Here is a 15,076-nt window from a genome sequence, read left to right on the forward strand (position 1 = left end):
AAAGACCCTCTTCCTGTTTGGTGCGCTGCTGGCCTTGCCGCTGCGTGCCGCCACGCTCCCCCTGTCAGCCGAGACCCAGGCCTATGCCGATACGCTCACCGGGCTGACCTTCTGCTATCCGGCCCTGCAGCGTCCTCCCTATCTGGAAGCGCAGGGGGGCCTGCTCATCGATCAGATGAAACGCCTGGCCCGGCAACTGCCGGTGCCGCTGCGCTTTGAAAAACTGCCCAACTGGGCGGCGACCCTGCAGGGCTTGCAGCGCGGGCAGTGCGATCTCATCCCCCATGTGGGCCCAACCCGGGAGACCCTGCCCGGCATGGCCTTGAGCCGGGCCATGCTGGAGGCGGAGTCCGCCATCCTCTATCGGGGGGAGCTCGAGCAGGCGACCTTTCTGGTCTCGCCCATCTGGCAGGCAGAGGAGACTCTGCAGCGGCTCTATCCCCACTCGTCCCAGCGGCTCCTGACCGATGCGGAGAACTGGTACGGGGCCCTGGTGGCGGGCAGGGGCAGCGCCTACCTCGGTGACTATCTGCAACTGCGTTACCTGATGCGAGAGTTCCCGAACGAGGGGCTGCGCCTGCGGCGGCTGCGCAGCGACGATCTGGTGATCAGCTACCGGCTGATGATGGACGACAAGCCGCAGTTGCAGGAGCTGATAGACACGGCGATCCGCTTCCTGCCGCCGGGCAGCCTCTACCGGGATCTGGGGCGCTATCTGCCCCAGAGCGAGCAGGACATCAACCCCTTGCACTTCACCGACAAGGAGCAGGCCTGGCTGGTCGGCAGCGCGCGCACCATCAAGTTGGTGGCGGATCCCGACTTCATGCCCTACAGCGGCGTCAATCAGCAGGGTGAGCTCATCGGCTGGAGCGGCGATGTGCTGCGGGAAGTGAGCCGCCAGACGGGGCTGAATTTCGAGCTGATCCCCGTTGCCAGCAAGGAGGAGGCGCTCGCCAGGCTGCGCAGCGGGGAGGCCGCCATGATGGCCGGTCTGCTGGAGTCGCCGGCACTGCACGAGGAGTTCGAGTTCACCCGTGCGGTGGCAACCAGTCGCTATGCCTTGGTCAGCCGCAAGCGGGGGGCTTATCAAGCCCTTGCCGCGGTCAAGGGCAGGGTAGTCGTGCCCCGCATGCTGTACGACACCAGCCTGCTGGCCCGGTTCGGACAACAGGACTGGGGGGTGACCGACAACCTGCTGCAAGGGCTGGCGGCGGTGCAGAGCGGTGAGGCCGATGCCATGCTGGCCGAGCTCTATCAGCTGCAATATCCGCTGCGCAACAACCAGCTGAGCGAGCTGAGCATCACGGAGCTGCCTGAGGTGTTTGGCCTCGGCTTTGCCATCAGGCGGGATCAGCCAAGGCTTGCCGGGGTGCTGGAGCAGAGCCTGACGACGATCAACGATCGCCAGGTGAGCGAGCTGGTCCAGCGTTGGCGGCGCCTGGTCCTGAACCAGCAAGAGGGGGTCAGTTACGGCTTCTGGCTTGGCTCTGTCCTGCTGGCTCTCCTTATTAGCGCTGGGGTGATCTGGTCAGTCTGGCGCTCCCGCCAGCAGCTGGCCCAGGAGGCGCGCGAACGCCAGAAGGCGGAGCAGGCGCTGGCGCTGGAGAGCAAGTTCAGGGAGTCCCTGTTCCAGGCGCTGCCCGTGCCGGTGTTCTTGCGCAATGACAAGGGGGAGGTGATCAAGCGCAACAAGCGGGCCAAGCGGATGGAGGCGCGCTACGCCACCGATCTCGTCCTGCCGTCCCCGCAGTTGCAGGGGGCTGAGGGGGAGATAGCCCTGCGGGATCAGGTCTACTCCTATGCCCAGATCCCGCTGCGCCTGGGTCCCCAGGCCCCGGCCGGGGATCTCATCGCCCTGTCCGACATCAGCGCCTTGCGCGAGCGCACCCGCTTGCTGCGCCAGGCGGAGCGCCGCCTGCGGGCCCTCACCAATACGGTGCCCGGGGTGGTGCTGCAGTTCACCCTGCAAGGGGGCGCCATCACCCGGGTGGAGTTCGTCAGTCGCGGCAGCCATGAGCTGCTGGGGCTGGCCAGCCAGCAGATCCGCCTCAATCCCAACGAGACCCTGACCCGCATCTCCCACCAGGACAGGCGGGAGATGCGCGCCCCCATGCTGGCCATGTTGCAGGCCGGGCGCCCCTTCTCCCACCTGCTGCGCTACCAGCATCCGACCAAGGGCACGCGCTGGCTGCAGTTCTCCGGCAGGGGGCGCCGTCAGGGGGAGGGGTGGCGCGTCTTCGGAGTGGTGCAGGATGTGACCAACCGGGTGGAGCAGGAGCACTCCCTGCAGCTCTCCCACGAGCAGGCCCAGCAGGCCGTGCTCGCCAAGGGGCGTTTCCTCGCCGCCGTGAGCCACGAGATCCGCACTCCCATGAACGCCATCCTGGGCTTGCTGGAGTGGCTGGATCAGACCGAGCTCTCCGCGGAGCAGGCCTCGGTGCTGGCGCACGTCAGGCAGGCGGGCAACGAGCTGCTCGGGCTGCTCAACGACGTGCTCGACTTCAGCCGCAACGAGAGCCGCCAGCTGCGGCTCTCCCTGCAGCCGACCGATCTGGTGGAGCTGTGCGAGCATGTGGCGGCGGTGCACTGGTCCAAGGCGCGCTCCAAACACCTGCAGCTGCGCCTCAACCTGGATCCAGCGCTGCCCGCCCTGATGGCGCTCGATCCCCACAGGGTGCAGCAGGTGTTGCACAACCTGCTCTCCAACGCCATCAAGTTCAGCGAGCGGGGGGAGGTGGTGCTCTGGGCCCGCCGGCACGGGGACTGGGTCTGGTGCGGGGTGGACGATCAGGGCCCCGGCATCAGTGCCGAGCTGCTGCCCCGGCTGTTCCAGCCCTTCGAGCAAGGGGAGGAGCTGGGCCAGCTCAGGGCCCAGGGTACCGGCTTGGGGCTGGCCATCTGTCGCCAGCTGATGGAGCAGATGGGAGGGGAGATCCGGGTCGAGCCGGTGGCCACCGGCGGCAGCCGCTTCATCTGCGCATGGCCCCTCGAAGGGCCGCAGGAGAAGGCGCCCTGGCGGCCAAGGTTCAAACAGATGTCCTTGCAGCTTCCCCCCGAGGAGCTGGTGTACGTGCGGGCCTGGCTCGCCGAGTTTGGCGTGACCGAGGAGGCGACGGCGCCCGCCCTCGCCGCCACCCAGGATGAACAGGGACTGCGTGCCTGGTCCTGGCAGGGGGAGCCCTGGATCCCGGGCGCCGTGGTGAGTCTGCTGCAACCCAGGCTGGTTCAGGGGAGCGGGGAGGTCGCGGATCTGCCGGGCGCCGGCATGCGGGTCCTCCTGGTGGAAGATCACGAGGTGAACCGGGTGCTGATCAGCATGCAGCTGAGTCAGCTGGGCGCCCGGGTGCTGAGCGCCGCCAATGGCCGTCTGGCCCTCGAGATCCTGGCGCGGGAATCTGTCGATCTGGTGCTGACCGATCTGCAGATGCCGGTGATGGACGGTGCCGAGCTCTGCAAGCAGTTGCGGGCCTCGGCGCGCTGGCAGCAGCTGCCGGTCTACGTGATCACCGCCGATCTCAGCGAGCAGGCGGCCCAGCGCCTGGCGGATTGCGGCTGCCAGGGCCATCTGGACAAACCCGTCCTGCTGAAGGAGCTGGCCATCTTGCTGCGCACCGTCTCCGGTCGCAGCAGTGCGCCCCTGGTGGAGAGCTCGGTCAAGATCACCCCCATGACGACACTGCTCAACCCGGCGCTCATCAACCTCTATCTGGAGTCGGCTCGTCAGGATCTGGCCGAGATTGAGGGGTGCGTCACGGCAGGGGATGAAGGCGCCCTCAATACGGCTTTACACAAGATGAAGGGGGCCGCCAAAATGGTGGGGGCCGCCGCCCTGGTACAGGTGATCGAGCGCTGGCAGCGAGCCCCCGGGCACCCCTTGGTGGAAGAATTGCAGCAGGCCGTGGAAGAGGTCTGCCGGCAACTGGGCGAGAGAGCATGAGATGATCATCACAGATGAAGAGTTGTTGGCCTTGCTGGAGTCAGATGTCAGCCAGGAGCCGGTATTTCACCCCGTCAGCGTCTATGCCCTGGACGCCGTCTCCCATCAGGCGGCAAAGGAGGCGGGCTTGCCGGTCTATGCCAGTCTGCACCGTACCCGGCCGGACGCGAGCTGGCAGTGGGAGGGGTTGTTCGCCGCCGGGGCCATCGCCCTGTTCGATCCCGCCTCCCACGAGGGGGCCGACTATCTGCCGCGGCTGCAGACCCCGGGGGTGGGGATCTACCGCCTGTCGGATCCCTGGCTTGAGGGGTTGCAGGCGCGGGAGCAGGGGTGGCGGGACTGGCTCGCCCGGCTCCAGATCCTGCTGCTCGAGGATCACCCCTTCCAGGGGGCCTGCATCCAGCAGGAGATCCAGGCGCTGGGGCTGCCCTGTCACTGGGTGCAGGACGGCGAAGGTTGCCTCAAGGCGCTGGAAGAGGGGGCGGTGGGGCTGCTGGTCTGCGATCTCAGCCTGGCGGAGCAGGATGCCATCAGTCTCCTGATGAGCCATCCCCAGTACCGTCACAGCGGCCTGCCCATCATACTGCTCTCCGCCCACGATCAGACCCTGATCGACGGCGCCAGGCGACTGCTGCACGACGCCGGCTTCAACGTGCTGGCCGCCCTGGCCAAGCCGCTGCAGAGCGACGATCTGCTGCGGCTGCTCAAGGCGCTCTACCTGGGGCCGCAGCGCCAGCGCAGGCTGGGTGGCCTGAAGCGCACCATTCGCAACTGGCAGGGAGAGGCGCGGGGTCAGCTTGGCCTGCAGGCGGATGCGGCCTCCAGCCCCCTGCCAATCTGGCTGGCCGTGAGCAGCCTGCCTCCTCACTGGGATCCCCTCAAGGCATGGCTGGAGCAGCATGGCAGGCAGGCGAACGAGCTGACCCTGGTCATCCATCGGCGGGATAACTTGCTGAACCAGGCGGATCGCTTCGCCCTGGTGCTGCAGGCGAGTCTTGCCGGGGCCAGGCTAGCCCTGCTGCTCGACAATGCCCAGCACCTGCCTTTCGATCAGCTGGAGCGGCTGCCAATCCAGAGCCTGCTGCTGGGGCAGCATCTGCTGCCGGAGCTGGAGGCGATGGCCGCCGACGCCCTGCTGGCCCGCTTCATCGGGCGTGCTCGCGAGCTCGGCATGGCCCTCTATCTCGACGACCCCTTCAACCTGCAGGATGCCGCCCAGTGGCAGGATCTCGGCATGGCGGGGCGCTGGTAGCCCGTGCCGCGCTACCTCTGCTGGCCCCCTGATGAGGCGCGCCTGCACCGGGCGCTGGCGGGCTGGGTACACCCCGGCTCGCGGGCATCTCTGCCCCTGATGATGGAGGTGGGCGGCATTCCCTGCCGGCTGCAGGAGCTGGCAGGATCCGATCCCGAGCGGCTGAAGGCGGCCTACGAGGCGCTGAGCGAGCAGAGTGTCTACCTGCGCTTCATGCGCGCCAAGCAGCCTGCCACCGCCGATCAGCTCGCCTTCTTCCTCGACTACCCCAGAGCGCCCCAGATAGGGCTGCTGCTCACCGACGAGCAGGGCGCACCACTGGCCATGGCCCAGTCCATCCGGCGGCGCCTGCATCCCGACAGGGCGGAGTTCTCCTGCATAGTCGCGGATCATTTTCAGCATAGGGGGGCCGGTCGCCGCATCCTGCTGGCGCTGGCATTGCTGGCGCACGGGGAGGGGATCCGCGAGTGGACCGCCGAGGTGCTCGGCCAGAACAGGCCCATGCTGGCCCTGCTGAAGGGGCTGGGGTTGCCGCTGACCCTGGTGACGGGGCGGGAGATGGTGTTTGTGCGGCTGGACTTGAGCGTTCTCGACACCCTGGTGCCCCGGCATTCCTAAGACCAAGGGCGAATGTGCCGGGCCAGCCGGTTGTGCTAAGGTCAGCCTGTGATCCGTTGGAGGAAATCAACCATGGTGCAGTCAGCCAAACATATCGTGATCCTCACCGGCGCCGGCATCTCGGCTGAATCCGGTATCAAGACCTTCAGGGCCTGCGACGGCCTGTGGGAGGAGCACAGGGTGGAAGACGTGGCCACCCCCGAGGGCTACGCCCGGGATCCCGAACTGGTTCAGCGTTTTTACAACGCGCGGCGCCATCAGTTGCAACGCGCCGAGATCCACCCCAATCCTGCCCACTATGCCCTGGCGCGCCTCGAGCGCCTGCTGCCGGGGCGCGTGACCCTGATCACCCAGAACATCGACAACCTGCACGAGAGCGCGGGCAGCAAGCACCTCATCCATATGCACGGCGAGCTGCTCAAGGCCCGCTGTCCGGTGTCCGGGCAGGTGATCGAGTGGCGTGGGGAGCTCCACCAGGAGGAGCTCTGCTCCTGCTGCCAGCTGCCCCAGCCGTTGCGGCCTCATGTGGTCTGGTTTGGCGAGATGCCCCTCGGGCTGGATCGCATCTACTCGGCGCTGGCGCAATGCGACCTCTTCATCTCCATCGGCACCTCGGGGGCCGTCTATCCTGCGGCAGGCTTTGTCCATGAGGCGGGCCTCAACGGTGCCCACACCGTCGAGCTCAACCTGGAGCCAAGCGAGGTAGGCAGCCAGTTTGACGAGAAGCGATATGGCCCGGCCTCCCTGCTGGTGCCGGCCTTCGTGGATGAATTGCTGCAACGCTGCGGCGTACACCAGCCCAAACAGATCGACGGTCATAACTGGATGGAGATGCGTGGGCCATAGCTATTGAGAAATGACATAGTTGCATTGGCTCAATGAAGCCGCCAAACTGACCCGTAAAATAAAGGATGCAGCTGGCGCAAGGGATATGAATATTTTCAAGCATGGAACCGCTTTTCTTCTGCTGGTGCTGACGGCGTTCGGCACTCAGGCAACCTCTTCTTCACCCCTGTTGCACCTGATCCTGCCAGACAAGCGGGAGGTCCGCCTGGATGAGGCGGCGCTGGCCGCCTTGCCGCAGACCGAGTTCGAGACGGCGACCCCCTGGACGGTCGGCGTTCACCGCTATCGTGGCCCGGACCTGAAGGCGATGCTGGCGGCGCAAGGGGTCGCCGAGGCCAGGGTGCTCGATCTGGTGGCGCTCAATGGCTATCGGCAACGGGTCGATCTCTCCCTGTTTGCCAAGGTGCCGCTGACCCTGGTGCGCTATCAGGATGACAAGCCGCTCACCCGCCGCAACAAGGGGCCGCTCTGGCTGCTGATCCCGCTCTCGGCCCATCCCGAGATGGATGTCTCCGCCATCCATAACAACATGGTCTGGCAGACGATCCGCATCGAGGTCGTCAAGTGACCCGCCGACAGCGCCACAATCTGTTGCTCGCAGCCATCTCTCTGCTGTTTCTGTTCTCCTCCGTCTGGGGCCTGCTGCTGCAAAGCCGCCACGAGCAGCTGGTCGATATCTTCTACCGCAACATCCACTGGAACATCAGCCAGGTGATGCAGGAATCCCAGCGTTTTCTCTACGATTTGCGCCTCTATCGGGCGGGTGCTCTCGAGATGGAGACCCTGAGCCTGGATTACGATCTGCTGTGGAACCGGCTGGATGTGTTCCTGATCAGCAGCGAGACTGCAGATGCACGCGCCCGTCATGGGCTGGGGACTGTGTTGGCCGGGCTGTTTGACGAGATCAAGGCGCTCGAGCCCCAGATGCAGGCCGGTGCGCTGCAACAGGGGGAAGCCCTCGATCGGTCGCTGATCCGGATTGCCGAGCTGACCCGCCAGGTGGAGCAGATAGGGGATCAGATCCTCTCGGGGCAGGAGCGGGAAGCCTCCCTCAATCAGTTGCGCCAGAGCCTGTTCTGGATCCAGATCTGGCAACTGATCCTGCTGGTGATGGGGGGCGTGCTGGTCTTCGCCCTGATCCGCACCAATCTGCAGAATCGCCGCCTCTCCCTGCTCGACCCCATGACCCGGCTCGGCAATCGCCGCGCCTTGCAGGGCCAGCTCAGGCCGTCCCTGCAGCGCAACCATGTCCAGGCCCTGGTGGTGCTCGATCTGAAGCGGTTCAAGCAGGTCAATGATCTGCTCGGCTATCAGGTCGGTGATCGCCTGCTGCAGGCGGTTGCCGCCAGGTTGCGACAAGCCTATCCAGGTCGAGCCTACCGGCTGGGAGGGGATGAATTTGCCGTGGTGCTGGCCGCCGGGCAGGAGGCGATCACCTCCCGCATGGAGGCCATGGTGGACCTGCTGCAGTTCGAGTTCGTGACCCGGGAGAGCAGCTTCGATCTGGCCTGTCGCTTCGGGGTGGCCAGGGCCGGGGAGGGGGAGGATGGGGATCAGCTGCTGGAGCAGGCCATATTGGCGCTGAATCAGGCCAAGCGGGACAATGCGACCCTGATCTGGTACCAGCCGGCGATGAAGGCCTCCCTGAGCATGGGCCAGCGCCAGCTGCATCAGCTGCGGGAGTGGCTGGCGGGGGCGGCGCCCTCGCCGCTTGAGACCATCTCGGAGACCCTGGAGGACGAGCGGGGGCAACAGGTGCTGGGCATCACGCTGCGCTGGCGGGTGGGGCAGCAGGGGTGCGACATGGACTGGATGCAGGAGCGCGGTATCCTGGGCCCCGTGGTGGCTCGGCTGCTGACGGACGCCGAGCAGCGGCTGCCGCTGCTCCTGGTGCTCCATCAGCAGTCCCAGCTGGCCCATGTGCTGGCCTATCTGCCCCCCCTGGGAGAGCGGACGCTCATCCTGGCGTTGCCGACCCTGACGGAAGATACCCTGCTGCTGGAGAAGCTGAGCCAGCGCGGTTGCGTGCTGGCCCTGCGTGAGCTGGGTAGTCGCGCCCCCGCACTCTTGCGCGCGGGCTGGCCGGTGCGCTACTGGTTGCCCGACCCCTCGGATCACGATGCCCTGCTGCAGCCCCTGGCGCACCAGTTGGGGCTGCTGCGCCTGGGACGTCCGGCAGAGGCGCAGGAAGGGGATATGAGGAGACAGCGGGAGCCCCGCTGAGCCGCTGGTGGCGGATAGAGCATGACAAGGGCGGCCGAGGCCGCCCTTGTCATTGCGCCTATCAGGACTGATGGGTGGCAGTGGAGGGCGGCAAGGGGGCGCAGGAGTGTCTGATCACCAGGTCTGGGTCCACGGTGATCATGCGATTATCTATCTGCTCGCCGTTGATCCGCGCCAGCAACCGGGTGACGGCGAGGCGACCCAGCTCCTCCTTGGGCTGATTGACGGTGGTCAGCGGCGGGCACATAAACTCGGCCAGTGCCACGTTGTCATAGCCGACCAGGGAGAGATCCCGCGGAATGACAAGTCCCGCCTGGTGGGCGGCGCTGATCACCCCCATGGCCATCATGTCGTTGCACACGAAGAGGGCGCTGGGGCGCCTGGGCAATGCCAGCAGGCGGGTCATGGCGGCGGCGCCGCTGGCGCAGTCGAAGTCCCCCTCCTGGATCCAGTGCGGATTGACGGTGAGCCCCGCTTCTCCCATCGCCTGCTCGAAACCCGCCAGGCGCTGATTGGCCGGGGCCCGGCTGTGGGGGCCTGTGATGCAGCCGATCTCGGTGTGACCCAGGGCCAGCAGGTGGCGGGTCGCCAGATAGCCGCCGCGATGGGAGTTGTCGGCGATGAGATCCACCTCCTTGTTCTCCATGCCCCAGTCCATCACCACCACAGGCAGGCTCTTGAGCCAGTCGAGCTGGTTGAACACCTCCTGCTGCCCCTCGCTGCACATGATGAGCAGGCCATCCACTCGTTTTCTGAGCATCATCTTGAGGTAGGAGAGGGCGGTCTCGGCCTGTCCCTCTGTGTTGCCCAGCATCAGGTTGTAGCCCTGCTCGAAGCAGTAGCGCTCCACCCCGCGCACCACCTCGGCGAAGAAGGGGTTGCTGGAGGTGGTGACCAGCATGCCGATGCTGTTGGTCTCCTTCACCTTGAGACTGCGGGCCACCAGGCTGGGGGCATAGTTGAGATCGCGCATGGCGGCGAAGACCCGCTCCCGGGTCTCCTCGGCCACGAAGCGGGTCTCGTTGATGACGTGGGAGACTGTGGTGGTGGAGACTCCAGCCCGCGCCGCCACCTCCTTGATGTTGGCCATCAGTGTCCCTGCACCGCTTGGGACTGGAGGAAGGTGTCGACTTCCTGCTTGCCCGGGATCGAGCTCTGGGCCCCGAAGCGGGTCACCGAGAGGGCGGCCGCCCCGTGGGCGAAGCGCACCGCGTCCTGGAAGCTGGCACCGGCCAGCTCGGCCGCCAGCAGGGCGCCGTTGAAGGTATCGCCTGCGGCCGTGGTGTCCACCGCCTCGACCCGAAAGCCCGGAATGAGTGCCTGCTGCCGGGCGTTGCTGCAATAGACCCCCTGGGACCCCAGAGTGATCATCACGTCCGCTATCCCCATCTGGTGGAAACGGGCAGCCGCCTGGGCCGCGCTGACCTCGTCCGTCACCTTGATACCGGTCAGCAGCTCGGCCTCGGTCTGGTTGGGGGTGATGAGATCCACCAGCGCCAGCAGGTCGGCCGAGAGCGGCTGGGCGGGCGCCGGGTTGAGCACCACCCGGGTGCCGTGGGATCTAGCCAGTCTGGCGGCTTCAAACACGCTCTCGAGCGGCACTTCCAGCTGCAGCAGCAGGGTATGGGCGCCCGCGATCAGGGCCTCATGGCGTCTGACCATGGCTGTGTCGAGGGCGCCGTTGGCCTCGGTGGAGAGGCCTATGCTGTTCTCCCCCTCGTCGCTCACATAGATGATGGCGATGCCGGTGGGGAGGCGCTCGTCCTGCTCCACCGCACTCACCTCTATGCCGTCGGCGGCGAAGCCCGCCTTCATCTGGCGGCCGATGGCGTCGTCGCCGATGCGGGCGATAAAGGAGACGGCAGCGCCGAGGCGGGCGGCGGCCACCGCCTGGTTGGCCCCCTTGCCACCGGGAACGACCTGGTAACTGTGACCGGTCAGGGTTTCACCGGGACGGGGAAAGTGGGGGACGCGCAGCACGTGATCCGCATTGACGCTGCCGAGAACTACGAGACGATTCATATCGATCACCCTTGATTGAGAACATCTTGGCTTGAGTGAGCCCAAGCCGGGAGGCTCTGCACCGGAGACAAAGGGGGAGGCAAGCCTCCCCCCGTGATGCTTACTTGCTGACGATTTGCAGCGGCACCGGGATGGATTGCTCCACCGGCTGGCCCTTGAGCACCTTGTCGGCGGTTTCCACGCCGATGGCACCGATCAGCGCCGGCTGCTGGGCCACGGTGGCGGCCAGTTTACCCTTGGCCACTGCCGCCTTGCCATCGTCGGTGCCGTCGAAGCCGACGATCATCACCTCTTTGCCGGCCGCCTGCACGGCGCGGATGGCACCCAGCGCCATCTCGTCGTTCTGGGCGAACACCGCCTGCACGGTCGGGTGGGCCGCCAGCAGGTTCTCCATGACGTTCAGACCCTTGGTGCGGTCGAAGTCGGCGGGCTGGGAAGCCAGCACCTGCAGCTTGTTGGCGGCGACCGCCAGGGCGAAGCCCTCGCCACGGTCACGAGCGGCGGAGGTGCCGGCTATCCCTTCGAGCTGGATCACCTTGGTGCCGGCCCCCAGCTTCTCGGTGATGAAGTCACCGGCCAGCTTGCCACCGGCCACGTTGTCGGAGGCGATGTGGGCCTTGACCTCACCCTGGGCGGCGCCGCGGTCCAGGGTCAGCACAGGGATATTGGCCTTGTTGGCCAGGCGGATGGCGTTGCCCACGGCTTCGGAGTCGGTGGGGTTGATCAGAATGGCGTTGACCTTGCGCACGGTGAGATCTTCCACGTTGGAGAGCTCCTTGGCCGGGTCATTCTGGGAGTCCAGTACCACCAGCTCGTAGCCAAGCTCCTTGGCCTTGGCTTCGGCCCCCTCCTTCATGGTGACGAAGAAGGGGTTGTTGAGGGTGGAGACCACCATGGCCAGGGTCTGATCGGCGGCCTGGGCGGTGCCCAGCACGGACATGATGGCGGCAGCGAGCAGGGTATTGAGCTTTTTCATCATTTCATTCCTTGTGTGTGCTTACTTGCTTTTGTTATCGATCATCACGGCGAGCAAAATCACGCTGGCCTTGGCGATCATCTGGTAATAGGAGGAGACGTCGAGCAGGTTGAGGGCGTTGTTGAGGAAGCCGATGATGAGGGCCCCGATGAGGGTCCCCATGATGCGGCCCTTGCCCCCCATCAGACTGGTGCCCCCCAGCACCACCGCGGCGATGGCATCCAGCTCGTACCCCATGCCGGCAGTCGGCTGGGCCGAGGAGAGGCGGGAGGTGACGATGAGGCCGGCCAGGGCCGACAGCATGCCGCAAAGGCCATAGACGGCGAGCTTGACCCGGGCCACGTTGATGCCGGAGAGACGGGTGGCCGACTCGTTGCCACCCAGGGCATAGATGTAACGGCCGAGGCGAGTGTGGTTGAGCAGGTACCAGGCCAGCAGGAAGACGATGGCCATCAGCCAGATGGGCACCGGCAGACCGAACAGGTAACCGGTACCGAGCCAGGCGAAGTGATCGGCGCCATCGCTGAAGCCGGTGGAGATGGGACGCCCCTCGGTGTAGACCATGGTGACGCCGCGCAGGGCCGTCATGGTCACCAGGGTGGCGATAAATGCCTGTACCTTGCCTTTGGCGATGATGAGGCCGCTGACGCCGCCGAGCAGGGCGCCGGCCCCCAGGGTGAGGGGCACCACCAACCAGATCGGCAGCTCCATGGCGACCATAGTCGCGGCCAGGGCGCCGCACAGGGCCAGCACAGAGCCGACCGACAGATCGATACCGGCGGTGAGGATGACCAACGTCATGCCGACCGCCATGATGGCGTTGACCGAGGTCTGACGCAGTATGTTGAGCAGGTTGTCGGCGGTGAAGAAGTTGGGACTCAGGAAGGAGACCACGCCGATCAGCACCAGCAGCGCCACCAGGGATTTGTTCTCGATCCACCAGGCCTTGCTCATGACGCCACGGCGGGGAAGGGTTTGGGTTGTCATTGTGCTGCCTCTTGCTCTGCTTGCCACTGTTTGCCGACTGCCGCTGCCATCAGCTTCTCCTGATTGGCATCGCGGGTGTTGAACTCTGCGCTGATGCGCCCTTCGTGCATCACCAGGATGCGATCACTCATGCCGAGCACTTCCGGCATCTCGGAGGAGACCAGGATGATGCTCATCCCCTCCTTCTTGAACTGGTTGATGAGCTGATAAATTTCCTTCTTCGCCCCCACGTCGACGCCGCGGGTCGGCTCGTCCAGGATCAGTACCTTGGGCCTTGTCAGCAGCCCCTTGGCGATGGCCACCTTCTGCTGGTTGCCGCCGGAGAGGAGTTTTATCAGCTGATCCTGACTCGGGGTCTTGATGTTGAACAGGCGAACATAGTCGCTCACCGCCTGGCGCTCGGCCTTGCCATCTATCTTGCCGTGAGTGATGAATTCGCCGAGGGCGCAGAGGCTCATGTTTTCACGCACCGAGAGCTCCAGCACCAGGCCATCCCCCTTGCGATCCTCCGAGATATAGGCGATACCGGCGGCCAGACCGTCGGCCGGGGTGCGCGGCACCAGCACCTTGCCATCGACCTCGACAGCGCCGCTGCTGATGGGGCTGGCGCCATAGATAAGCTTCATCAGCTCGGTGCGACCTGAGCCCATCAGGCCGCTGAAGCCGAGGATCTCCCCCTGACGCAGGGAGAAGCTCACCCCGCGCACGCCGGGGCCGGCCAGATCTTTTACCTGCAGGCTGACCGGGCCGAGCTCGCGCGCGAGACGCGGGTATTGCTCCTCCAGCCGCCGACCCACCATCATCTCGATGATCCTGTCCTCGTCCAGCTCGCTCACCGCCTGCTCGCCGATCCACTTGCCGTCCCGCAGCACTGTGACCTTGTCGCAGATCTGGAAGATCTCCTTGAGGCGGTGGGAGATATAGACGATGCCGCAGCCCTGCTCGCGTAGCTCGCGGATGACCACGAACAGCTGCTCGGTCTCGGTGTCGGTCAGGGCATCGGTGGGCTCGTCCATGATGATGACGCTGGCATCGAACGACAGCGCCTTGGCGATCTCCACCATCTGCTGCTCGCCGATGGAGAGATCCCCGAGCCGGGTGTCCGGTCCGTGTTTGACCCCGAGACGGGCCAAGAGGGTGCTGGCCCGCTCGCGCAGCTGCTTGTGGTCTATGTTGCCAAAGCGGGTACGCGGCTCGCGGCCGAGGAAGATGTTGGCGGCAATGGAGAGCTCCGGCAGCAGGTTCAGCTCCTGGTGGATGATGCTGATCCCCTGATCCTGGGAGTCGCGCGGTCCCTTGAAGTGGACCGGCTGGCCGCGATAGCTGACGCTGCCCGCATCGGCCTGATAGATGCCGGTCAGCACCTTCATCAGGGTGGATTTGCCGGCGCCGTTTTCACCGAGCAGGGCCATCACCTGGCCCGGATAGACCCGCAGTCCCGCTTCGTCGAGGGCGCGTACCCCGGGGAAGGTCTTGACGATCCCGGTGAGCTCCAGAATGGGCGAGGGGAGCGTATTGACGCTCCCGGTGAGCCCAGCAAGGGGTGAGAGGGGAGAGGTTGTGCTCATTTGCAGCTTCCTTGAAGAGGCTTAAAACGCCACACCGGCGCAGAGGATCAGGTTGGCGTAGGGAGTCACCTCGCCGCTGCGTACCACAGCCTTGCTCTGACGGGAGCGGGTCTTGAACGCCTCGTGCAGGCAGTACTCGATGGCGATGGGTTTGCCCTGGGCGGCGGCGTGCGCCTCCAGCTGATCCACCAGCGCCTGATGGGCATCTGGGCTGATCAGTTTTATTTCGCTCGCCATGATCACCTTCTCCACCACCAGATCGGTGAGCAGGGCGGTCAGCACGGTTGCAAGGCTGGGGGTGCCCGCCATCAGCGCCAGATCGATGCGCTCAGGCCCTGCCGGAATGGGCAGGCCCGCATCGCAGACGGTGATCTCGTCGGTGTGGCCCATCTGTGCCACCAGGGCACTCAGGGGAGCATTGAGCAGCTTGCCTCGTTTCATACAACACCTCGGCGGCATGGGGACCGCATGTGGATATTTATCTGGGCAACCGGTTACGCAACCGGTTGCGTCGTTGGGGCGAAAGATAGGCGCTAACCGTTAACGGGTCTAGGAACAGATGGCGAAAATGTGAAAACGATCTCAGTGATCCGGCCGTCGGAGGGAAAAACGGGTGCCAGAAGAGCACCCGTACCACGGGAGGAAGG

General features: G+C 65.6%; 12 protein-coding genes. 6 read left to right on the forward strand and 6 right to left on the reverse strand.

What is annotated here, in order from left to right; translation table 11 throughout:
* Window positions 1–13: 13 nt before the first annotated feature.
* The 6 genes from AC1IN8_RS00340 to AC1IN8_RS00365 all read left to right on the forward strand — a co-directional run bounded on the left by AC1IN8_RS00340 (window position 14) and on the right by AC1IN8_RS00365 (window position 8,876).
* On the forward strand, window positions 14–3,937 hold the full coding sequence (locus tag AC1IN8_RS00340; protein WP_479758448.1) for an ATP-binding protein: 3,924 nt from the start codon (window positions 14–16) through the stop codon (window positions 3,935–3,937).
* Window position 3,938: 1 nt separating this feature from the next.
* Window positions 3,939–5,189, forward strand: coding sequence for a response regulator (locus tag AC1IN8_RS00345; RefSeq protein ID WP_479757670.1), 1,251 nt, complete (start codon window positions 3,939–3,941; stop codon window positions 5,187–5,189).
* 3 nt (window positions 5,190–5,192) lie between these two features.
* A complete protein-coding gene (locus AC1IN8_RS00350) occupies window positions 5,193–5,807 on the forward strand; it encodes a GNAT family N-acetyltransferase (protein WP_139434416.1) in 615 nt (204 codons plus the stop codon).
* Between the two features lie 72 nt (window positions 5,808–5,879).
* Window positions 5,880–6,653, forward strand: a complete 774-nt coding sequence (cobB, locus tag AC1IN8_RS00355) for a Sir2 family NAD+-dependent deacetylase (protein WP_202045789.1) — start codon at window positions 5,880–5,882, stop codon at window positions 6,651–6,653.
* Between the two features lie 85 nt (window positions 6,654–6,738).
* Window positions 6,739–7,221 (forward strand): putative pterin-binding protein, encoded by a 483-nt coding sequence (locus tag AC1IN8_RS00360; RefSeq protein WP_479757671.1) that lies wholly within the window; start codon window positions 6,739–6,741, stop codon window positions 7,219–7,221.
* Entirely contained in the window at window positions 7,218–8,876 is a 1,659-nt protein-coding gene (locus tag AC1IN8_RS00365) for a GGDEF domain-containing protein (protein ID WP_479757672.1), read from the forward strand. The genes AC1IN8_RS00360 and AC1IN8_RS00365 overlap by 4 nt, the downstream gene beginning before the upstream one ends.
* A 61-nt stretch (window positions 8,877–8,937) precedes the next feature.
* On the opposite strand, the gene AC1IN8_RS00370 is transcribed toward AC1IN8_RS00365, so the two are convergent.
* From AC1IN8_RS00370 to rbsD, 6 genes are all read right to left on the reverse strand, one after another.
* Window positions 8,938–9,966 carry a substrate-binding domain-containing protein gene (locus AC1IN8_RS00370; protein WP_479757673.1) on the reverse strand — a complete coding sequence of 343 codons (1,029 nt, stop codon included), beginning with the start codon at window positions 9,964–9,966 and terminating at the stop codon, window positions 8,938–8,940.
* On the reverse strand, window positions 9,966–10,898 hold the full coding sequence (gene rbsK, locus AC1IN8_RS00375; protein WP_479757674.1) for a ribokinase: 933 nt from the start codon (window positions 10,896–10,898) through the stop codon (window positions 9,966–9,968). Before rbsK ends, AC1IN8_RS00370 begins: the two co-directional genes overlap by 1 nt.
* A gap of 100 nt (window positions 10,899–10,998) precedes the next feature.
* On the reverse strand, window positions 10,999–11,874 hold the full coding sequence (gene rbsB / locus AC1IN8_RS00380) for a ribose ABC transporter substrate-binding protein RbsB (RefSeq protein ID WP_041205808.1): 876 nt from the start codon (window positions 11,872–11,874) through the stop codon (window positions 10,999–11,001).
* A gap of 21 nt (window positions 11,875–11,895) precedes the next feature.
* Window positions 11,896–12,861 carry a ribose ABC transporter permease gene (gene rbsC, locus AC1IN8_RS00385; RefSeq protein ID WP_025327024.1) on the reverse strand — a complete coding sequence of 322 codons (966 nt, stop codon included), beginning with the start codon at window positions 12,859–12,861 and terminating at the stop codon, window positions 11,896–11,898.
* Window positions 12,858–14,429 carry a ribose ABC transporter ATP-binding protein RbsA gene (gene rbsA / locus AC1IN8_RS00390; protein ID WP_479757675.1) on the reverse strand — a complete coding sequence of 524 codons (1,572 nt, stop codon included), beginning with the start codon at window positions 14,427–14,429 and terminating at the stop codon, window positions 12,858–12,860. The genes rbsC and rbsA overlap by 4 nt, the downstream gene beginning before the upstream one ends.
* Window positions 14,430–14,450: 21 nt before the next feature.
* The gene (gene rbsD / locus AC1IN8_RS00395; protein WP_319913526.1) at window positions 14,451–14,870 is read right to left on the reverse strand and encodes a D-ribose pyranase; all 420 of its coding nucleotides are present in this window, start codon (window positions 14,868–14,870) and stop codon (window positions 14,451–14,453) included.
* Window positions 14,871–15,076 lie beyond the last annotated feature (206 nt).

The sequence above is a fragment of the Aeromonas sp. 130281 genome (genome assembly GCF_056642115.1).